Origin of the sequence: Vibrio sp. CyArs1 (assembly GCF_022432925.1) — a bacterium.
In the GTDB taxonomy this organism is placed as follows: domain Bacteria; phylum Pseudomonadota; class Gammaproteobacteria; order Enterobacterales; family Vibrionaceae; genus Vibrio; species Vibrio mediterranei.
Map to the genome: position 1 here is coordinate 222,632 of NZ_JAKRBO010000002.1, position 21,227 is coordinate 243,858.

Annotated in this window: 22 protein-coding genes; 15 read left to right on the forward strand and 7 right to left on the reverse strand. The window is 42.9% G+C overall.

All coding sequences use genetic code 11. The features are described from left to right. Positions 1–50 precede the first annotated feature (50 nt). Complete coding sequence (gene rsmF / locus MMA19_RS07645; RefSeq protein ID WP_240205918.1) at positions 51–1,469, forward strand: 16S rRNA (cytosine(1407)-C(5))-methyltransferase RsmF; 1,419 nt, start codon at positions 51–53, stop codon at positions 1,467–1,469. A gap of 282 nt (positions 1,470–1,751) precedes the next feature. Here rsmF and MMA19_RS07650 read toward each other — a convergent pair whose 3' ends face one another. Next, positions 1,752–2,591 carry a S1-like domain-containing RNA-binding protein gene (locus MMA19_RS07650; RefSeq protein WP_006074547.1) on the reverse strand — a complete coding sequence of 280 codons (840 nt, stop codon included), beginning with the start codon at positions 2,589–2,591 and terminating at the stop codon, positions 1,752–1,754. A 112-nt stretch (positions 2,592–2,703) separates the two neighbouring features. Between MMA19_RS07650 and MMA19_RS07655 the strand changes: the two genes are divergently transcribed. Continuing rightward, on the forward strand, positions 2,704–4,053 hold the full coding sequence (locus tag MMA19_RS07655; RefSeq protein WP_006074549.1) for a hypothetical protein: 1,350 nt from the start codon (positions 2,704–2,706) through the stop codon (positions 4,051–4,053). A 36-nt stretch (positions 4,054–4,089) separates the two neighbouring features. Here the strand turns inward: MMA19_RS07655 and MMA19_RS07660 are convergent, their stop codons facing one another. After that, positions 4,090–4,569: a DUF4442 domain-containing protein gene (locus MMA19_RS07660; RefSeq protein WP_006074551.1), complete on the reverse strand. Its 480-nt coding sequence runs from the start codon at positions 4,567–4,569 to the stop codon at positions 4,090–4,092. A gap of 126 nt (positions 4,570–4,695) precedes the next feature. Beyond that, positions 4,696–5,607: a putative PEP-binding protein gene (locus MMA19_RS07665; RefSeq protein WP_006074553.1), complete on the reverse strand. Its 912-nt coding sequence runs from the start codon at positions 5,605–5,607 to the stop codon at positions 4,696–4,698. A gap of 261 nt (positions 5,608–5,868) precedes the next feature. On the opposite strand from MMA19_RS07665, the gene MMA19_RS07670 reads away from it, so the two are divergent. Then, positions 5,869–6,933: a 3-deoxy-7-phosphoheptulonate synthase gene (locus MMA19_RS07670; RefSeq protein ID WP_006074554.1), complete on the forward strand. Its 1,065-nt coding sequence runs from the start codon at positions 5,869–5,871 to the stop codon at positions 6,931–6,933. 1 nt (position 6,934) lies between these two features. Next, a complete protein-coding gene (locus tag MMA19_RS07675) occupies positions 6,935–7,417 on the forward strand; it encodes a YajQ family cyclic di-GMP-binding protein (RefSeq protein ID WP_006074555.1) in 483 nt (160 codons plus the stop codon). A 41-nt stretch (positions 7,418–7,458) separates the two neighbouring features. On the opposite strand, the gene MMA19_RS07680 is transcribed toward MMA19_RS07675, so the two are convergent. After that, positions 7,459–8,397, reverse strand: coding sequence for an NAD(P)-dependent oxidoreductase (locus MMA19_RS07680; protein WP_006074556.1), 939 nt, complete (start codon positions 8,395–8,397; stop codon positions 7,459–7,461). 457 nt (positions 8,398–8,854) lie between these two features. Here MMA19_RS07680 and MMA19_RS07685 point away from each other — a divergent pair, with 457 nt between their 5' ends. The 6 genes from MMA19_RS07685 to MMA19_RS07710 all read left to right on the forward strand — a co-directional run bounded on the left by MMA19_RS07685 (position 8,855) and on the right by MMA19_RS07710 (position 14,382). Further along, complete coding sequence (locus MMA19_RS07685) at positions 8,855–9,883, forward strand: amino acid ABC transporter substrate-binding protein (protein ID WP_006074559.1); 1,029 nt, start codon at positions 8,855–8,857, stop codon at positions 9,881–9,883. A gap of 70 nt (positions 9,884–9,953) precedes the next feature. Then, complete coding sequence (locus MMA19_RS07690; protein WP_006074561.1) at positions 9,954–11,156, forward strand: amino acid ABC transporter permease; 1,203 nt, start codon at positions 9,954–9,956, stop codon at positions 11,154–11,156. Between the two features lies 1 nt (position 11,157). Continuing rightward, positions 11,158–12,255 carry an amino acid ABC transporter permease gene (locus MMA19_RS07695; RefSeq protein WP_240205919.1) on the forward strand — a complete coding sequence of 366 codons (1,098 nt, stop codon included), beginning with the start codon at positions 11,158–11,160 and terminating at the stop codon, positions 12,253–12,255. 21 nt (positions 12,256–12,276) lie between these two features. Further along, positions 12,277–13,026: an amino acid ABC transporter ATP-binding protein gene (locus MMA19_RS07700; protein WP_031496112.1), complete on the forward strand. Its 750-nt coding sequence runs from the start codon at positions 12,277–12,279 to the stop codon at positions 13,024–13,026. A gap of 217 nt (positions 13,027–13,243) precedes the next feature. Further along, on the forward strand, positions 13,244–13,906 hold the full coding sequence (locus tag MMA19_RS07705; protein ID WP_038230452.1) for a Bax inhibitor-1 family protein: 663 nt from the start codon (positions 13,244–13,246) through the stop codon (positions 13,904–13,906). A 146-nt stretch (positions 13,907–14,052) separates the two neighbouring features. After that, complete coding sequence (locus tag MMA19_RS07710) at positions 14,053–14,382, forward strand: TusE/DsrC/DsvC family sulfur relay protein (protein WP_038230450.1); 330 nt, start codon at positions 14,053–14,055, stop codon at positions 14,380–14,382. Positions 14,383–14,386: 4 nt separating this feature from the next. Here the strand turns inward: MMA19_RS07710 and yccX are convergent, their stop codons facing one another. Next, entirely contained in the window at positions 14,387–14,662 is a 276-nt protein-coding gene (gene yccX / locus MMA19_RS07715) for an acylphosphatase (protein WP_240205920.1), read from the reverse strand. Between the two features lie 150 nt (positions 14,663–14,812). Here yccX and MMA19_RS07720 point away from each other — a divergent pair, with 150 nt between their 5' ends. The 4 genes from MMA19_RS07720 (at position 14,813) to MMA19_RS07735 (ending at position 18,813) form a co-directional block, all read left to right on the forward strand. Further along, positions 14,813–16,003 (forward strand): class I SAM-dependent methyltransferase, encoded by a 1,191-nt coding sequence (locus MMA19_RS07720; RefSeq protein WP_240205921.1) that lies wholly within the window; start codon positions 14,813–14,815, stop codon positions 16,001–16,003. A 384-nt stretch (positions 16,004–16,387) separates the two neighbouring features. Continuing rightward, positions 16,388–17,707: a TolC family outer membrane protein gene (locus MMA19_RS07725; RefSeq protein WP_240205922.1), complete on the forward strand. Its 1,320-nt coding sequence runs from the start codon at positions 16,388–16,390 to the stop codon at positions 17,705–17,707. A 1-nt stretch (position 17,708) separates the two neighbouring features. Then, entirely contained in the window at positions 17,709–18,332 is a 624-nt protein-coding gene (locus MMA19_RS07730; protein ID WP_006074157.1) for an OmpA family protein, read from the forward strand. 121 nt (positions 18,333–18,453) lie between these two features. Then, a complete protein-coding gene (locus MMA19_RS07735; protein WP_006074158.1) occupies positions 18,454–18,813 on the forward strand; it encodes a DUF2750 domain-containing protein in 360 nt (119 codons plus the stop codon). 34 nt (positions 18,814–18,847) lie between these two features. Here MMA19_RS07735 and queC read toward each other — a convergent pair whose 3' ends face one another. Then, entirely contained in the window at positions 18,848–19,534 is a 687-nt protein-coding gene (gene queC / locus MMA19_RS07740) for a 7-cyano-7-deazaguanine synthase QueC (protein ID WP_240205923.1), read from the reverse strand. Positions 19,535–19,551: 17 nt separating this feature from the next. After that, a complete protein-coding gene (gene queE, locus MMA19_RS07745) occupies positions 19,552–20,232 on the reverse strand; it encodes a 7-carboxy-7-deazaguanine synthase QueE (RefSeq protein WP_006074162.1) in 681 nt (226 codons plus the stop codon). A gap of 148 nt (positions 20,233–20,380) precedes the next feature. Between queE and MMA19_RS07750 the strand changes: the two genes are divergently transcribed. Further along, positions 20,381–21,184, forward strand: coding sequence for a Cof-type HAD-IIB family hydrolase (locus MMA19_RS07750; RefSeq protein ID WP_006074164.1), 804 nt, complete (start codon positions 20,381–20,383; stop codon positions 21,182–21,184). Positions 21,185–21,227: the final 43 nt, after the last annotated feature.

The window sequence follows — 21,227 nt, forward strand, 5'->3', positions numbered from 1 at the left end:
TGGGTATATAATTCGCTGCTAAATAAACACAGCTATCTAAAGGCATCATTTTGCACGCCAATGTTTACCTCCCAGAAGACTTCTTAAGACATGTTGAAACGTTCCTCCCTAGCACTCTCAACATGGAAGACTTCATCGCCGCTTGTCAAAGACCCTTAAGAAAGAGTATTCGCGTTAATACCCTTAAGATTTCAATTGATGACTTTTTAAAAAAAGCACTGGCAAATGGGTGGGAATTAACGACCATCCCTTGGTGTGAAGAGGGATTTTGGATTGATGCAGACGAAAGCACCGTACCCCTTGGCAACACCGCAGAGCATATGGCCGGATTATTCTATATTCAAGAAGCCAGTTCTATGCTGCCGCCTAGCGCTTTATTTTGTGGTGATGAGAGATTTGAAGCCGTCTTGGACATGGCCGCCGCTCCCGGCTCAAAAACGACTCAAATTGCCGCATTAATGAATAACGAAGGGGTTTTGGTAGCGAATGAGTTTGCCGCTAGCCGCGTTAAAGTATTGCACGCCAATATCGAACGCTGCGGAGTCAGTAATGTTGCAATGAGTAACTACGATGCTCGCGTGTTTGGCGGATGGTTGCCCGAACAGTTTGATGCCATTCTCTTAGATGCACCATGCTCAGGGGAAGGAACCGTTCGTAAAGATGCCGATGCAATGAAAAACTGGAGCCTAGCGTCTACCAAAGATATTGCACAAACCCAGAAAGACCTTATTGAAAGTGCATTTCACGCCCTAAAAGTAGGTGGGTCCTTGGTCTATTCTACTTGTGCTTTAAGTCCAGAAGAAAACCAACAGGTTGCTCTTCATCTCACACAAACTTTTGGAAATGCTGTTGAAATCACGTCATTGCAACAGCTGTTCCCTGATGCAGAGAAAGCGACAACACAAGAAGGGTTTCTGCACGTTTTCCCGCAAACTTACGACAGTGAAGGCTTCTTTATTGCCAAGTTTAAGAAAACAGCAGCTTACCCTGCTCCAACAGTAAAGAAGCGACTAGGTAAGTTTCCTTTTCAACCATTAACTCGAAAAGAATCAAGTGACGTTGTCACTCAACTACAGCAAACTATGGGAACCTCTCTTCCACAACACAGCACGTTATGGAAGCGTGACAATGACATTTGGTTATTCCCAGAAGCGCTAGAACCAATGTTGGGAGAGTTTCGTTTCTCGCGCATGGGTATCAAAATCGCAGAACAACATAAAAAAGGTTATCGCTGGCAACATCAAGTCGCTACTGCTCTGACTAATACTGAAACAGCCGCTGTTCCCCTATCTAAAGAGGACGCAAGAGAGTGGTTTATGGGTCGAGACGTAAGGCCTGAGGGCTTATCTGGCAAAGGAGAAGTGTTCGTTAGTTATAACGGTTTTATTATTGGTTTGGGTAAATGGGTTGGAAATAGAGTAAAGAATGGCCTTCCAAGAGAGTTGGTGCGCGACAAAAACCTGTTTTAAGCCAAATACATAGCGGTTTTAGCTAGCTAAAACCGCTTGTCACATCGCTTTTTTCCTGTTCTGTACTACACTTTAAAGGTTATCAACACATAGGCAATTAAACGCAATAGCCGTTTAAAGTAAAGATTCTAAGCACTGACATAAAGAAGCATAGCGACGCATTATTGAATGCAGGTTTGTTTAAAACAGTTAGCGTAGGCTCTCCATGAGCCATTCCCCTAGGCCCAAATCAGGATCAGTTTTGGGCCTCTTTTTGGTCTGAAGTTTTATCGTTAGTTTTGATTAGTCTTGAATCAGACGAATACCATCTTTATCAATACTGATCTTACCTTGCTTATATAGACCACCGATACTCTTCTTATATGTACCTTTACTGGTTTTGAAGGTGGCAAAAATCGCTTCAGGCGTAGATTTGTCGCTCAATGGTAAGAAGCCACCTTTCTTCTCTAGTAGACTTAGGATTTTTTCACTTAAATCATCCATTTTTGCAACGCCCACTTTTTGAAGCGTCAAGTCTATCTTACCATCAGAACGAACTTGTTTGATAAAGCCCTTCAACTGCTTACCGATAAACAACTTACCAAATACATCCGAAGGGAAAATCATTCCCCAGTGTTCACCATTAATGATCGCTTTGTAGCCCAAGTCACTGCGTTCAGCGATGAGCAAATCAACTTGCTGGTTCTTTGTATATTGTGCAGGTGTATTGTCTAAAATCTTGTTGAATTTCGTGGTACCAACGATACGGCCGGATGCTTTGTCGGTGTACACGTAAACCAGAATCGTTTGTCCTGCTGACAGGCGACCACGCTGTTCGCTAAAAGGAATAAGTAAGTCTTTCTCTTTAATTCCCCAACTGGCAAATGCGCCGATGCTATTTACGCCTTCAACTTTCATCAGGCCCCACTCGCCAACTTGTGCAACTGGTTTTTCTGTGGTTGCAGCAATTTGGTTGTCCGCATCAAAATAGAGAAAAACATCAACAACATCACCAACCGCTACACCCTCAGGAGCGTGCTTCTTGGTTAATAAAATCGAACCGTAATCTTTTCCGTCTAAAAACCAACCAAAATCCGCTTCTTTTGTTACTTCTAGCTGGTTGATACGACCTACGTTAATCATTGTGTTTATCTCTATTGGGGTAATTGGCGCGATTATACCTGACTCGCTTTAAGATGCTAGTTTACCTTGGTTCTGATATGCTTAACGTTATCAAAGCACACGGAGAAGTTGTTTGATCACCGTCGACAAGCAAGACGCCATTACACTCAAAATTGCACACGTGATGGCAAATTCAAAAAGATTAGATTTAGATGTTTACTTATTCGTCCCGAACGAACTAGGGATGAAGTCACATCTAGTATCCGAAACAGATTTCTACTACGATTCAATTTCGCAAAAGCGAGCCTACTACAGTAATGAAACACTTCTGCCACTTGTTCACTCGCGATTAGCAAAGCGAGGACGTCTTTCTAATACTCAATACCGCGTCAGTTTGAGTCTATTCGCCTACCAATATGTTATTGCCCTCGATAAAGCAGTTGCAACCTTAAAAGAAACGGCGAAGGAAGATGTCACCGCAGATGAAATAGATGAAGTCATCGAGCTCGCTCTCGATATTCTTAAGAAGATGCGCCGTTCGATTCCTTATGAAGAAAGCCTTAAACGTCACTATGCCAACATTGATAACTATTTATCTTGGTATACCGGGCAGAAGTTTCTCGAACTCGTCGTCTATATCCCTAACGGTAAGGCATATACCCCTTTAAAAGATCGGCTTATTACCATTGTCGAAAAAGAACAGGCACATCGAAATCTTAACAACTACAACTCTGAAAAAGTTCGTAAAGACCCTACTCGTCTTAGCAACAAGATGAGATTATTGCGCCGCTTGATTGAACACCCTGTAGTACTGCAAGAAAAGTCAACGTCCGTCGGCAGTAATACTAAACGAGTTATCAAAGGTACTGCGACTGGACTGGTGATGTTATTCGTAACGTCCGCGGTCATATTGGCACGCGATTATCTGGGCGAGATTACCGCTTCATTTATTCTTGTACTATCTGTTATCTACGCATTGCGTGAAGTATTTAAAGATGACCTACGCGATATTATGTGGCGCTGGATACAAAGAGGAAAACCTAAGTGGCGCAGACGTTATATCGATGCAACTACAAAGAAAGATGTCGGCAGGAAAATTGAGTGGTTGGACTACACAACGTTCGAAAAGATGCCAGATAGAATTAAGTCTATTCGCAAGAAGCGTGTGGTTCAAAGAGAAGAAGAAATCTTGCACTATCGCTCACTAACCGACATGGCGACCTCTAAATTTACCAGTGGTTATGATCAGACTCGTGAAGTCATTAATATTAACTTCCGAGCGCTGACGCGATTGATGGATAAATCCAACAACCGCTTTTATAAGCTTCAAGACGGTCAAGTAGTGAAAGAATCGTTAGAAAAACGTCACTTGCTCAATCTGATTGTGAAGGAGCACAACCATGGTAACGAACCCATTTACTATCGTTGGAAAATTGTGCTCAGCCGTTCGAAAATTGTCGATATAGAACAAATCCCACTGTAGTACTAAAAGTTTGAGTACACAGTTTGGTTTGCTAGGTTACGCTGCCTTAGCTTTTAATGACAAGACCAAAGAAAACTCCGCCATTGGTTCGTCACCATGTAGTGATGGACAGATGGCGGTAATCTTTACCGGTCTGTTCACACGCTCTCCCGTTCTTATCGTCTCGTCCAACATTTCATCAATAAGCCTTCCGTCAGAGCAAACAAATTGAACATCAGCTTCTGGCCGTTTTAGAAATTTGCCTTCGACCTCTTTGAATGCCAACGACACTTTATTACCGCGTTTTTGCGCTTTGTTCATCGCCATAAATCCGCCGGCCACATCAGCACCAACCGCAAGCACGCCAAAATACATACTGTTTAAGTGGTTCTTCGTACGTCGCCTTAATGGAATATTAATTACGACCTTTTCTTCGTTCAGCTCCAGTAATTTTGGACGGCACAACCAAATTAACGGCACCTTCATAAACCCAAACGCGTTAAGGTAAAAATTAGCCTTTTGTAACGGCGATAACATACGACTTCCCTCATTCATACTTGTCTGACCAGTAAACTAGAAAGCTACGAAGATGTCAAAATTTTGTTAATAAAAAACTCCTAACTTCGTAAGAAGACAGGAGCTTTCACTGTAGCGCCGCCGTAATTAAGCTGCAGTGGAATATACGTCGATTCTACCCAGTTCAGAAATGAAGTCTTTAAGGGCTGGATAATCGTCGAGTGATCCAATTGTCAGTAGAGCCGGTTTTCGCGCTTCTTTTGAGGCGGCAACCGCTTCTTTAATTAGCTTTAGTACCGCTTCGTTTTGAGGGTCGTATAGATGAACTAGTTCTTCTTGATTGATGTCGACACCTAAAGTCAATTGAGTCAAGCTCTCAACTTTAATTACCAATCCATCGAAATACTGAAGCAAACGCTCAGACAGCAGCACTGCAGAAGGAGTGTCACAAGCAAACAATACTTTTAGACCATTAAGGCCTCGTGGCAAACCCTGCTCAGCGAGTCGATCAATGATTTTAGCGGCATCACTCAAGGCACGTACGCAAGGCACAACGATTTCGACATTAATACCGTCAGCTCTCAAACGCTTTATCACTTCGCATTCAAGCGCAAAGCACGCTTTATAAGCGTCAGAAGCAAATCGAGAGACACCACGAAGTCCCAGACAAGGGTTCACCTCATCAGGTTCCGCGCCTCCACCTAGTAGAGCACTCATCTCGTAGCTATTTGCATCATTGAGTTCAAGACGTACGGTGTCGTAAGAAGCAATATTCGCCGCTTTAATTGCATTCACTAACGTCTCAACAAAAAACTCTGAAGCACTTTGCTCACCTAAGATAGCATTTATTGCCTCGAGCTCTACGGTATCGAGAGAGTCAACCATTGAGGCATAGTTGGGGTGAAAGAATATCTTTTCCATAATGAGCTCAGAAATAGATACATAAAGATGGGTAGCAGGTTGCTGCTGCTCGCCAAAACTAGGTAGTACATTTCCAAGGTTCAGGTTGGTTGTTGATTCGGCTTCTTCTTGGCCAGTTTGGATAGTGTCGTACCCCATTGCTGCTCCGTGCTGTTGTTATTTGCTTTAAAGGAAAAATACCGACTCCCGCCAGTGAATACAAGGGATTCCTTTTAATTAAATGTGACCACTATTTTTGTAGCACGAGGATAAAGCCAAACTTTGATTCTAATTTAACCAATGTGTGTTTTATGAAGGACGAATCAATGCAAATGATACGGTTATCTCCGGATTAGAGGTTTATTCTAACTGTCATTTCGTTTATCTTTACCGCTTCGTAATAAATTTGCAGGCTGCACCATGCCATTAAAGACAGATGAACTAAGAACACAGGCATTAGGTCCAATGCCGACTCCGTCAGAATTGAGTACGAATCACCCAATCACGGATGACGTTGCAGAGCGCATTGCTAATTCTCGCCGTCAAATTGAAAGTATTTTAAGCGGAGAAGACAATCGTCTTCTTTGCATCGTAGGACCTTGTTCAGTCCACGATACTGAAGCTGCACTAGACTACGCTAAGCGTTTAAGTGCAATTCAAGACAAGTATAAAGACGAACTATTTATCGTCATGCGTACCTACTTTGAAAAACCACGCACTGTTGTTGGCTGGAAAGGCTTAATTACTGATCCCAATCTTGATGGTTCTTATGCTCTTGAGACTGGCTTAAACAAAGCTCGTGGTTTGCTTCTAGACATCAACAAACTTGGTTTGGCTACGGCAACTGAGTTTTTAGATATGATTACGGGCCAATACATCGCCGACCTTATCACTTGGGGCGCAATTGGCGCACGTACTACTGAGTCGCAAATTCACCGAGAAATGGCCTCAGCTTTATCTTGCCCTGTTGGTTTCAAAAACGGTACCAACGGCAGCATCAAAATTGCAATTGATGCGATTCGCGCCGCAAGAGCACAGCACTATTTCTACTCACCAGATAAACATGGCCGTATGACAGTATACCGCACCAGTGGTAACCCATATGGCCACGTGATTCTACGTGGTGGAGACACAGGACCAAACTTCGATCAAGCGTCTATCGAGAAAGCATGCGAGCAGTTAGCATCATTTGACTTGCCAGCTCGCCTAGTTGTTGACTTCAGTCACGCAAACTGCCAAAAACAACATCGTAAGCAACTCGACGTTGCGAAAGACATCGCTGGTCAAATCATCTCTGGTTCCAATAAGATTTCAGGCATCATGGCTGAGAGCTTCATAGAAGAAGGTAACCAGAGCATGGAAGATCTCCATAACCTTACTTATGGACAATCAATCACAGATCCTTGCCTTAGTTGGAATGATACCGTTCAAATGCTAGACATTCTTGCTGATGCTGTAAAACAACGTAACGAGAAGGAAGGTTAACATGCCGTCATTTGATATTGTTTCAGAAATCGACACAGTAGAACTGCGTAATGCTGTAGACAATGCAAACCGTGAACTGGCGACGCGTTTTGATTTTAGGAACGTCGAAGCATCGTTCTCTCAAAACGATGAATCCGTAAAACTTTCATGTGAAGGCGATTTCCAGCTTAAGCAAATGCGCGATATTTTGCGTGGTAACTTGACTAAGCGCGGCGTTGATGTAAACGCGATGGAATCGCAAACGGCTGAACAATCAGGTAAACAATGGCACCAAACCGTATTGTTCAAGCAAGGTATCGAAACCAACGTTGCAAAGAAAATCGTGAAACTGGTAAAAGACTCGAAAATTAAAGTTCAAGTCGCGATTCAAGGTGACAAAGTCCGCGTAACAGGTAAGAAACGCGATGACCTGCAAGCAACTATGCAGTTAGTTAAGACTGGTGAACTAGGTCAACCATTCCAGTTTAATAACTTCCGCGACTAACTCGAGTTAGTCGTTTTGATTAAAAGGGCGTTAACGCCCTTTTATTTTATCTGCGCCAAGCCAATTTCCTCATCGCCCTCTTTTAGAAGCCTATGTGATGAAGATTGCGGGTCTACAAACACTACTATACGTTCTTTGTTTGCTTTGCGTTTTTGAATGTCTTGAGAGACTTGCGCGATATCTTGGAACTCGATGCGCTCTGCGTCCCGTCGAACTAAATCAACAAATCCGAATGGACAACTCTTGTCAAAGAACACCACTTCAGCCTCTTGCATAATCCTTAGTGCTTTAATAGGCAGGAGTTCAGGGTCAACACCAAACTTGATCCACGTACAGGCATTGGAAAACTCTGCGTCACTGTTTATGAGCTGTTGATAGGCGAGCTCAAGTTCATGATTATTCTTACATTCCACTACCCTAGGTTCGTTGAAAAACAACTCCCAGAACTTGCGTCGCTCATCAACGGTAGCGAAATGCTGTTTAATATCACCACGTTTGCTTGCGGCAAAATCCGCCAGCTGAGCCGTATTCATGGGAAGTATGGACTCAAGCTTTTCTCGAATACCTCTAATTAAAACTGGCGAGGCGCCACCACTTGATATGGCAATTTGAACGCGGCCGCGATTGATTATCGATGGAGTAATGAAGTCGCAATACGGGGTATCATCAACGACATTTACCAAAATACCCATTTTTTTAGCATCTTTATGCACCTGATGGTTAAGTTCTGGGTTATCAGTTGTCGCCCAAACTTGCACAAAGTCCTGATGCATTAACTCAGCTTCGTAGAAACGCTTTACCCATAAACATTTACCTTGCTCGACTAAATCATCAAGGTAAGGCTCTAGTTGAGGTGATACTATCGTTACGCGAGCCCCTGCTCTCGTTAAAGTATCCACTTTTCGGCACGCGACCTCTCCGCCCCCTACGACCAAAACTGGTCGATCTAGTAAATCCATAAACAGTGGAAAGTAACGCATAAATTTCCTTTTCTAAACGAAATAACTATTCATTCATATTCACCATTACGGTGCATATTTGTCACCGAGACATTGGTCACAAAACAATTTTTCACTGAATTTTTAATGTTTATTAGTCAAAAATTTGAACCAAAATCAATAAAACGACTGATTATGTTAATTTAACACAAATATAACATACCACTCTCTGAAGCACCCTTTTGGTGCCAAGCTGCACTATTTACAAAATCATCACATTTCGTCATTCTAACTACTGTTTAGACGTATGTGGCAACTCAAAACACTATTTAAATTAATAATTTGAGAAATCACAAATCATTATCTACGCTTTAAACGGTCGTTACAAATTGCACCAAATCAGTTCAATTTTAACGACTTATGATGCAACACAACAATAACTAGCACATTGTATTCAGGCTGGACCTGATTTACACGGAAATAACAGGAAGGATACACAATGGCAAAGAAACTCACTCTTATTGCTTCTTTAGTAGCGGCATCTGCTGCAATGATGAGTACATCAGCATCTGCTGCTGACGGCACTCTCGACAAAGTCACTAAAGCTGGCGTTTTAACCTGTGGCGTTAGTACTGGTCTTCCAGGCTTCTCTAACCCTAACTCAAAAGGTGAGTGGGAAGGTATTGACGTAGAATACTGCCAAGCTCTTGCTGCTGCGGTATTGGGTGACAAATCCAAAGTTAAATACGTTCCATTGACTGCGAAAGAACGTTTTACTGCACTTCAATCTGGTGAGATTGATGTACTATCACGTAACACTACATGGACTCTACACCGTGACTCTGCACTAGGTCTAAACTTCGTTGGTGTTAACTACTACGATGGTCAAGGCTTTATGGTTAAGAAAGATCTGGGTCTTTCTAGCGCTAAAGAACTTGACGGCGCGTCTGTCTGTGTTCAATCAGGTACCACTACTGAGCTGAACCTAGCTGATTACTTCCGTAACAATGGTATGGAATACAAGCCAGTAGTATTCGATACTGCAGCTCAAACGTCAAAAGGTTTCGACTCAGGTCGTTGTGATGTGTTAACAACTGACCAATCTGGTCTATATGCACTTCGTCTAAACCTTCAAGATCCAAGTTCAGCGGTCGTTCTTCCAGAAATCATTTCTAAAGAGCCTCTTGGCCCAGTAGTTCGTCAAGGCGACGACCAATGGTTCAACATCGCTAAGTGGACACTAGCAGCAATGGTGAACGCTGAAGAATATGGCATCACGTCTAAGAACGCAGATGAAATGCTGAAGTCTAAAGATCCAAACATCAAGCGTATTCTTGGTGTTGATGGTCCTAAAGGTAAAGGCCTAGGTATCCGTGATGATTGGGGCTACCAAATCATTAAACAAGTAGGTAACTACGGCGAGAGTTTTGAGCGTACAGTTGGTGAAGGTTCACCACTTCAAATCTCACGTGGCGTAAACGCACTATGGAATGCTGGCGGCTTCATGTACGCGCCACCAATCCGCTAATAACTATTAAGTGCTCAAATAAGGGCGGTTCATCCGCCCTTTTTTTAAAAGGATTTGAGGTTATAGCTGTATGAAACCTACTACGACTCAAGTCGCACCGCAGAACAAACCTGCGAAAAGCGCAAATCTACTATACAACCCCACCTTCCGCTCTATTGTTTTCCAAGTTATCGCCGTTCTCGCTTTAGGACTCTTTTTCTATACGATCGTTAACAATGCGTTAAACAATCTAGCTGCTCGAGGTATCGCAACAGGTTTTGATTTCTTAAACCAAGAAGCGGGCTTTGGAATCGGTCTTACTCTTATCGAGTATGACGAAACCTTTTCTTATGGCCGAACCTTTTTTGTGGGGCTTTTAAACACGGCGCTAGTCTCTGTGCTAGGCATTGTGTTAGCTACTGTTCTCGGATTTGTCATCGGTATTGCTCGACTTTCTTCTAACTGGCTAGTTAGTCGATTTGCTGCAGTGTATATCGAGATTTTCCGAAACATTCCTTTATTGTTACAGATCTTCTTCTGGTACTTTGCGGTCCTTCAAGCCTTACCTTCCGCTCGTCAAAGTATGAGCCTAGGTGAAGCTATTTTCTTAAATGTTCGCGGCCTTTACTTCCCTGCTCCAGTGTTTGGAGAAGGCAGTAGCGTGGTGATCGGCGCTTTTATACTCGGTATTATTGCGACCATCATTATTAATATTTGGGCTAAGAACAAACAAAAGCTTACTGGTCAACAAACACCAATGTTTCGCATTGGTTTGGGTTTAATCGTTGTCCTTCCTGTTGTTGTATTTTTTGTTATGGGCATGCCTATCACGGCAGAGTACCCCGTTCTTAAAGGCTTCAACTTTAAAGGTGGTATCAGTATTATTCCTGAGCTTGCGGCTTTGACTCTTGCTTTAAGTATCTATACCGCTTCCTTCATTGCTGAAATCGTTCGTTCAGGCATTAATGCTGTAAACCACGGTCAAACCGAGGCAGCAATGTCTCTTGGATTACCTAAATCTCGCACATTAAAACTGGTCGTTATTCCTCAGGCAATGAGGATCATCATTCCACCACTCACCAGTCAATACCTTAACCTGACAAAGAACTCTTCTTTAGCTATGGCGATAGGTTACCCAGATTTAGTATCTGTGTTCGCTGGTACTACGTTAAACCAAGTTGGACAAGCCATTGAAATCATCGCAATGACTATGGCCGTTTACCTAACCTTGAGTTTGGTGACGTCTGCATTGATGAACTTGTACAACAAGAAAGTTGCATTGGTGGAGAGGTAATATGTCACAGCATCAATTTCAACCGGACCTTCCACCGCCAGCCAATACTGTTGGTGTGGTAGGTTGGTTACGAAAGAATCTATTTAATGGTCCAGTTAACTCTTTACTAACGATTGTTTTAGGCTACTTTGCTCTCTCTCTACTTTGGTATGTGTTCGATTGGGCTATTCTCAAAGCAGATTGGGTTGGTACCACTCGCGACGCTTGTTCGAGAGAAGGCGCGTGCTGGGTGTTTATCAGCGTTCGCTGGGAACAGTTCATGTATGGATTCTACCCTCAAGCTGAGTTATGGCGCCCTCGCCTGTTCTACGCAACACTGGCAATTTTCGTTGCTTTGCTTGCTTATGAGCGAACGCCTAAACGTTTATGGATTTGGTTGTTCTTCGTCAACATCTATCCTTTCATCGCCGCTGGCCTCTTATACGGTGGTGTGTTTGGGCTTGAAGTCGTAGAAACACACAAATGGGGTGGTCTACTTGTCACACTGATCATTGCTCTTGTGGGTATTATCGTCTCTCTACCTATTGGTGTAGCGTTAGCATTAGGTCGCCGTTCAGAGATGCCGATTATTCGCAGTATCTGTACTGTTTATATCGAAGTATGGCGTGGCGTTCCGCTTATCACTGTTCTGTTTATGGCGTCGGTAATGCTGCCGTTATTTTTCTCAGAAGGTGTAGAAACTGACAAGCTGATTAGAGCATTGATTGGTGTTGTCATGTTCAGTGCGGCTTATATGGCGGAAGTTATTCGTGGTGGTCTACAGGCTATTCCAAAAGGCCAATATGAAGCAGCAGACGCTTTAGGTCTTACTTATTGGAAAAAAATGGCGCTTATTGTGCTACCGCAGGCACTTAAGATTACCATTCCTTCAATCGTAAACACCTTCATCGGTTTATTTAAAGATACCAGTCTAGTACTCATCATTGGTATGTTTGATGTACTGGGTATTGGTCAAGCCGCAAACACCGACCCCGAGTGGCTTGGTTTTGCTACGGAAAGTTATGTATTTGTCGCGTTAGTGTTCTGGGTGTTCTGTTTTGGCATGTCGAGATACTCGATTTGGCTAGAGAACAAGCTGCATACCGGTCACAAACGATAAACGGAAATTCGAGGACGTATTATGACGCAACAAGAAGATTACATGATCCAATTAAAGGACATGAACAAGTGGTACGGCGAGTTTCACGTACTGAAAAATATCAACCTTGACGTTAAAAAGGGTGAAAAAATCGTAATTTGTGGCCCTTCCGGTTCAGGTAAGTCAACGATGATTCGTTGTATTAACCGATTAGAAGAGCATCAAGCAGGACACATTTTTGTCTCTGGTAACGAATTGACTGAAGACCTGAAAAACATCGAAGCGGTGAGACGTGAAGTGGGCATGTGCTTCCAACACTTTAACTTGTTCCCTCACCTCACAGTGCTGGAGAACTGCACGCTTGCTCCTATTTGGGTCAAAAAGATGCCAAAAGAAGAAGCGGAAGCCATTGCGATGAAATATCTTGAGCGCGTTAAAATCCCAGATCAAGCTGACAAATATCCTGGTCAGCTATCTGGTGGACAGCAGCAACGCGTAGCTATCGCTCGCTCATTGTGTATGAACCCGCAGGTTATGTTGTTCGACGAGCCAACGTCAGCTCTCGACCCAGAAATGGTTAGAGAAGTACTGGACGTAATGGTAGAACTCGCAGAGGAAGGAATGACCATGCTGTGTGTAACGCACGAAATGGGTTTTGCAAAAGAGGTTGCCGACCGAGTGATATTTATGGATGCCGGGGAGATAATCGAAGAGAACAATCCTGTTGATTTCTTTGAAAATCCGCAATCAGATCGAACGCAAAACTTCCTAAGTCAGATACTTCATCACTGATTGCTCTGGATGAGAAATGGCGACTTTTTTAAGTCGCCATTTTTACATCGTTTTGCCATTTGCAACGTAGAAATATCGTGTTACAACTTACTACACACTTAACCAATTATTTTTATTATGATTTTGTTCAATGACTTGTATTTGTGGACTTGATTTTTCGAACAAACAGCCCCATAAATAGTCATATAAGTAAAGACAATCATCTATGAGGAAGATTATGAACGATCCTATGGTATCTCGCAGTTCATCTCAAGCGAGTGTACTGCAAACTAACAAAGTATTGCGAAATACTTACGCGCTGCTATCTATGACGCTACTTTGGTCTGCGGTCGTTGCAGCATTTTCTATGGCTATGAACCTGCCTCGCCCAGGTTTGATTATTATGCTGGTTGGCTTCTACGGTTTGCTTTTCCTTACTGAAAAGAACCGCAACAACAGCATGGGCTTGGTATTTACGTTCCTATTTACTGGCTTCCTAGGTTACACAATCGGTCCTATCCTTAACGCTTATGTTGGCGCTGGTATGGGCGATGTTATTGTGACCGCTTTAGGTGGTACTGCTCTAGCGTTCTTAAGCGCGTCGGCTTACGCACTAACAACCAAACGTGACCTATCGTTCCTTAACGGTATGCTTCTAGCTGGTTTCGTTGTGCTGTTGGTAGGTATGGTTGCAAATATCTTCCTACAAATGCCAATGCTATACCTAGCGATGAGCGGAATGTTTATCCTGTTCTCAACAGGCGTTATCTTGCTTACAACTCAGCAAATTGTTCGCGGCGGTGAGACTAACTACATCTCTGCAACTGTAAGCTTGTATGTCTCTATCTACAACATCTTCATCAGCCTACTATCTATCCTAGGTATTATGAACGACGACTAATCAAGTCGCTGGATGTTAAGGAAAGCCCAAGACAAGTTCTTGGGCTTTTTTGTATCTAAATACTGATTAAACCACCCTACCGCTCTTGAAAAAAAGCGTGTAACTAGGCTAACCTTGCCACGTGTTTCAATTACAAGATCAAAAACATGTTTGAATTTAACGGTAAAGCTATCGAAACCGACGCCGAAGGGTATTTGCTCAATCATCAAGATTGGGAGCCAGCGATGATCGAAACTCTAGCGCAAGAAGAAGGTATTGAATTGACCGATGCCCATCTAGAGGTTGTGATGTTTGTCCGCGACTTTTATGTGGAGTTTAACACCTCACCTGCGGTACGAATGTTAGTAAAAGCGATGGAAAAGGCGCATGGTCCGGAAAAAGGAAACAGTAAATATCTATTCAAGCTGTTCAAAAAAGGCCCGGCAAAGCAAGCTACCAAACTTGCGGGTTTACCAAAGCCTGCAAAGTGCTTATAAGCTCTTAAAGAATTTTAAAACCACTGTAAACAGTACTTTGTTCGCAAGGCTCTTTGGTCACCGAATCAACCGTTGCGGTCCTTGGGCCTTGCATTAACCATTCAAACAAAGCTTCAACTTTGGTTTGATCACCACACGCAACCACCTCAACCGAGCCATCATATAAATTTTTAGCGTACCCAGTCAGTCCCAATTTTAACCCTTCATGACAAGTGTGGTAACGAAACCCTACTCCTTGAACCATTCCTTTCACAACAACCTTCTGACAAATCTGAGTCATATCTTCTCTCCTGCATGAACAGCGTGCTAAGCTGATTTTAGTTCATCTATACAGTTTCTAAGTCAGGTTAACGGAACTCTATTTGCATTTGTTTGAATCTTCACACAAAATAGCCAACCTTTTCACTGTTTCAACTTCGTAAGGCATCCCATGGCTCCAGCTATTCATCTTGTTAAAGGTCGCGACAAGTCACTTCGACGCAAACATCCTTGGATTTTCTCTAGAGGTATTTCTCATGTTGACGGCCAGCCGTCACTTGGCGAAACAGTCGACGTGTTCGCTAGCAATGGCGAGTGGTTAGCTAAGGCTGCATACTCCCCTAACTCTCAGATTCGAGCACGTGTATGGAGCTTTGAAAAGCAAGATATTGACGTTAGCTTTTTTGTCAGCCGTATCAAGCAAGCGCAGTTACTAAGGGAAGACATTATTGAACGAGATGGCTTGACCGGATATCGCTTGATAGCTGCAGAGTCTGATGGTTTACCGGGTATTACCATCGACCGCTATGAAAACTTCCTAGTTTGCCAATTGCTCAGTGCTGGAGCAGAATTCCAAAAGGATGCCCTTGTAGAAGCACTTACGCAGTGCTTCCCAGAATGCTCTATTTACGAGCGTTCTGATGTATCGGTTCGTAAAAAAGAGGGATTAAAAGAACGCACTGGTGTATTGCATGGAGAAACACCATCAAAGCCAGTCGTCATTGAAGAAAATGGCGTAAAAATTAGCGTCGATATCATTAACGGACACAAAACGGGGTTCTACTTGGATCAGCGCGATAGCCGTTATCAAGCACAGAAGTATGTAAAAGATAAAGAAGTACTAAACTGCTTCAGTTATACCGGTGGATTTGGACTTTATGCATTAAAAGGCGGTGCCAAACGTGTCATTAATGCCGACGTTTCTCAACTGGCGCTTGATACCGCAAAACACAATGCCGAGCTGAATGGTTTCACCGAAAAGAAAAAAGCAGTGTTCCTCAATGCAGATGTCTTCAAGTTATTACGTGAATACCGAGATCAAGGAACCAAGTTTGATGTGGTTGTCATGGATCCACCAAAGTTTGCCGAATCGAAAGCTCAGCTCAATGGCGCTTGTCGCGGCTACAAGGATATCAACATGCTAGCAATGCAGATCTTGAAGCCAGGTGGTACCCTTCTTACTTACTCTTGCTCAGGGTTAATGGACGGTGCCTTATTCCAAAAAATAATCGCAGATGCCGCTGTAGATGCTAACCGTTCAGTTAAGTTTGTAGAACGATTTGAACAAGCCGCAGACCACCCAACAGATACCGCTTACCCGGAAGGCTTCTACTTGAAAGGGTTTGCTTGTAAAGTTCTTTAGACCTAAAGCACTTTAGAGTCAAGACTCTATAGCATTTTCTAAGCCATTCTTTTTTCGAAAAGAATGGCTTTTTTGATTGAACTGTCTCAAAAATAAGACATTTTTCCTTTTACCTAATTGAATTAACGAATTTCTCTACTATTTTCAATAGTATGTAGCAATGTATAACAAAGCTAACATCTAGCCTGAACCTATCCCTCTTTAGGTTCAAGGTGTGATCGAGCTAGGTTGAAAGAACAAGGTTGTGCGCTATAGTAATTCTATGGTGCGTTACCTAAGTTTATGACTTGACTCGAATAAATAGTAGTGAGTAGAAGTGATGAATTTGCGAGCTCAAAACCAAAAATCAGCAATTCGTCTAGCCAAGGATTAAGGAGAATAACATTGAACAGGTTCACTCTAACAGCAGCCGCTTGTTTTGTAGCCCTTAGCCTTCCGGTTAGCAGTCAAACATTAGAGCAAGCCGTAGCAAACACACTTGCTACCAACCCTGATATTAAAGCCGCTTATAATGAATACGTCAGTAAACGATATGACGCAGAAGCTTCTGTGGGTGCGTATCGACCTAAAGTCGATTTGGACGGTGGTATCGGCTACGAAAGAACGGACTATGACCGTGAAAACTCTTTGAATAGTCGAAACGAAAGCTTAACCAGAAAGGAAGTTGGTATTAGTCTTACTCAATTGATTTGGGATGGTAACGAGACATTAAACGATATGGATCGAACTGCTGCGGAAGCAGAGTCTGTGAGATACCAATTACTTGCGGATGCCTCAGACATTGCGCTTGAAGTTGCTCAGATTTATCTCGACGCGACCAAAGCCTACGAGATATTGGCTCTCTCTGAAGCTAATCTAGAAGTACACAAGAAAATATATAAAGACATTAAAAAGCGTGTTGACTCAGGTATTGGTTCAACCGCAGACCTTTCACAAGTCGAAGCTCGTATTGCAAAAGCTCATGGTAACTTACTCGCCGCGCAGAACAACCTTTTCGATACACATACGCAGTTTAAACGTCTAGTAGGACAAGCCCCTTTGGGCCTAAAATATCCTAGAGCTGATGAAGTCGCTATTCCACCAACCGTAGTTGACGCACTAAAAATCGCCATGGAACATCACCCTGTAATCAAAGTCTCTCAGGTGGATGTAGACTCTGCTCGTTTTCAATACCAACAAACTAAAGGGGTTAACTACCCTACCTTCTATATCGATGCGGGCCATAACTGGCGTGACGATGCCGGTGGTAATATCGGTACCGATAATGAAACTCGCGCTATGCTTCGAATGCGTTACAACTTATATAACGGCGGCTCAGATTCCGATCGTACTGAAGCTGCAGCGTACCAACTCAATAAAGCCAAAGACTTCCGTGACAGAACCTACCGCATGGTTGAAGAAGGATTAAAACTCTCTTGGACAGGTTTAGAGTTCACCATTCAACAACGTGAATTTTTGTCCGATCACGTAGACTCTGCTTCTGACACTGTTGTTGCTTACCAAAAACAATACAAGATAGGCAAACGTACTCTTCTTGATGTTCTTAACACCGAAAACGAACTGTTCGAGGCTCGTAAAGGATATTTAGACGCTAAATACGCTGAGCAATTTGCTCGTTATCGAGTGATGAATGCTACTGGCGATTTACTTGCAGCATTACGAGTTGACACTCCAAAAGAGTGGAACGAGAAGGTGGAGTATTAATATGAAACTACAGACCAAATTACTACTATGTGGCCTTGTTTCTCTGCCGCTTTTTGCATCAGCAACAACGCCTGAAAATGATAAATACGACTACATCGCAACTCCTCTTGCCGATCAAAAAGCCGATTTAATCGACGATGATGGTGATGGCGTTATTAATGCCCGCGACTTATGTATTGCAACTCCGGAGGGCGCTGCGTTAGATAACGATGGTTGTGAACAATATGTCGACGTGTCGAATACGATGGCGTTGAGAATTTTGTTTGATAACGCGTCAACATATATCAAGCCAGTATTCCAAACACAAATCAGCCAAATGGCAGACTTCTTAAAGGAATACCCAGATACCACTATTGAAATTCAAGGCTATGCGAGTGTTGTTGGTAACCCAGAGAAGAACTTGGTACTTTCGAAGAATCGCGCTGAGGTTGTTCGTGAAGCTATCATCAACAACGGTATTGCCCCAGAACGCCTAACTATTGTGGGCTATGGCGATACCCAGCCAGAAGAGCTTGGTGATACCGAGTTTGCACATGCGATGAACAGAAAAGTGGTTGCTTCCGTTGTTGGTTATAAAGGTGAAGTAGAAAAAGAATGGACTATCTTTACTACTATCGGTAAATAGTTCACTCTTCACTCAGTTAAACTAAGAGCGCTATGTATTAGCGCTCTTTTTGTTTTATTTCATTTAGATATTCGGTATCTCATGCTAACCTTGTAGCAATTCTTATTAAGAGTATAAAGTGATGAGTAAATTAACTTCAGATATCGAACAAAACCTTAACCTGTTTATTGAGGAAACCACCCAAAACCAGCTTGTTTGGGGCCTGCGTAATGAAGATGGTTGGTTAGCGTGCGATTCTACTGAGTTCGAAAACACAGAAGTTATGCCGTTTTGGTCGTCTGAGGAAGACGCAAAAACACACAACGTTGAAGAGTGGGCTGATTTTGAAGTGTTACACATCCCACTTGATATCTTTGTAGAAGATTGGCTACTAACTCTCGATGAAGATGGTGTGCTAATCGGTACCAACTGGAACAGTCAGCTAGACGGTAAGGAAATGGAACCATCAGCTATCGCTAAGTTGTACTTAAACGCTAAGTAAACGAAAAAAATAGAGGCTTTCAGCCTCTATTTTTTTATTCTGACTTCTCGTTCAGAGAAGCCATCACTTCGGACTTATTCTCTAAATAATGATTCAGTCCGCTCGCTCGAAGATCACAAGATGGACAATCTCCACAACCGTCGCCAATAACGCCGTTATAGCAGGTTAACGTCTCTTCTCGGATTAACGATAGCGCATTAAACTTATCAGCCAGCGCCCAAGTCTCTGCCTTATCTAACCACATAAGTGGCGTAACAATATCAAACTCTCTGTCCATCCCTTGCACCAGAGCGCTATTCATAGCTTTGATAAAGTCATTTCGACAGTCAGGGTAGCCAGAAAAGTCCGTTTCACATACACCGGTAATGACAGCTTGCGCGCCGATTTGATAGGCGTAAATACCCGCCAGTGTCAGGAACAGTATATTGCGACCCGGCACGAATGAATTCGGCAGACCATTTTCTTGAAGCTCGTGCGAGACAGGAATATCGTCACGAGTTAATGAGCTAATCGCAAGCTCGTTGAGCAAGCTAACGTCCATGACTTTGTGTGCTTTTACGTTGAGCTTGTTTGCCAATGCTTCCGCTACTTCAATCTCTAGCTTATGGCGTTGGCCATAATCAAACGTAATTGCATGTACTTCATCGTACTGCTCAAGTGCTTGGACCAAGCAAGTTGTTGAATCTTGTCCACCACTAAAAACGACTACTGCCTTTTTCATCAATATCTCCTCGCCCTTTAAGCAATACTTAAATATTTATGTGTTTGAACTGATAAACGCCAATTTCTCTGAATACAAGTTTCAATACACAACTCAGTTGCACGTGGCTTCTGGCTGATTGGCTGAAGCGCAATAACCACATCACTCTTTAACTCTACACCCTGTAAAAGCTCATCTAATTGGTCGACGTTTTTTTGCGTCGCAACTGGGTGCTTGATTTCATCAGCACGTTCTAACGACGAGGAAAGTACAGGAAGTTTTCCCTTCATTGCCACTTTTGGTGACACCGTAACCCAGGTTACTGGCGTGACTCTTATTTCTGAAGTACCGCTGGTTTCGATTTGGCAACGACATCCAATGGCTTCAAAGGCTTCACATAACGCGGTTAGATCATACTCACAAGGCTCGCCTCCAGTAATCACAATGTGCTTTGCGTTAAACTGCTGCGATTGATACATAGCCACAATTTCCGCTGCGTCGACATCGCTCCACGTAGGGCTATCACCTTGTTTAGTTATGATTTCTCCAAACGAACGCTGGTCTTCATTATTCGCATCCCATGTCTGCTTCGTATCACACCACGAACAGCCTACGTTACAAATTTGAAGTCGGATAAATACCGCCGGGACGCCGGTAAACATGCCCTCACCTTGGATGGTTTCAAACATCTCGTTGATTTTAAATCGAGTATTACTCATCAAATCATGCCAATTATATAAGATGAGCAGACCTTAAAGGATGCGACTAAGAAATTCAATACAAAGTGTCATACTAAATCTCTGGTAGTGTAACGCGCTTTTTCATATCCTAGAGGCGTTTGATTTATTTCTTTTTTAGGTAAGTAACGTGTATAAACTCATTGCCATCGATATGGATGGAACCCTACTAACATCTGATAAAAAAATCTCTCCGCGTACTAAACAAGCTATCCAATCTGCCAAACAACAAGGCGTCCAAGTGGTGCTTGCATCTGGTCGCCCTCTCAACGGTATGTTAGATGCCCTTAATGAGCTTGGTTTGAACGGTGAAGAAGATTATGTCATCCATTTCAATGGTACCTTTGTACAGAAGGTAGTATCAGGTGACATACTTCATCAACAAATCATCGATGGTCGTCGTGCTAAAGAAGTAGCGAACCTAGCGAAACAGCTCGGTCTGCATTGCCATGCCTTTAGCCGCGAATTGGGTTTGATTGCTACAGAAGCGAATCCTTACACCGACCACGAAGCTGAGATCAATAAGCTAGATATCACCATCTATGATTTTAATAAGCTAGAGGATGATCACGAGATCATCAAAGCGATGATTGTTGGTGAGCCAGCTCAACTAACTGAGGGCATCGGTAAAATCCCAGCGCGCTACCACGACGACTATACCATTGTACAAAGCGCTCCATTCTTCCTTGAGTTTTTGAACCCTTTAAGCAACAAAGGTGAAGGTGTCAAAGTTATTGCCGATCACTTAAATATCCCGTACGAACAAACCATGTGTTTTGGTGATGCAGAAAATGACCATCATATGATCAAATTCGCTGGTAAAGGTGTTGCGATGGCGAACGCCATGCCAGAAACTAAATCCATTGCCGACTATATTACTGACAGTAATGACGATGACGGTGTAGCTAAAGCCATTGAAAAGTTTGTGCTATAGTTTTCATTGTGTTGACTAGATAACATACTGTTTTAAGGAAGAA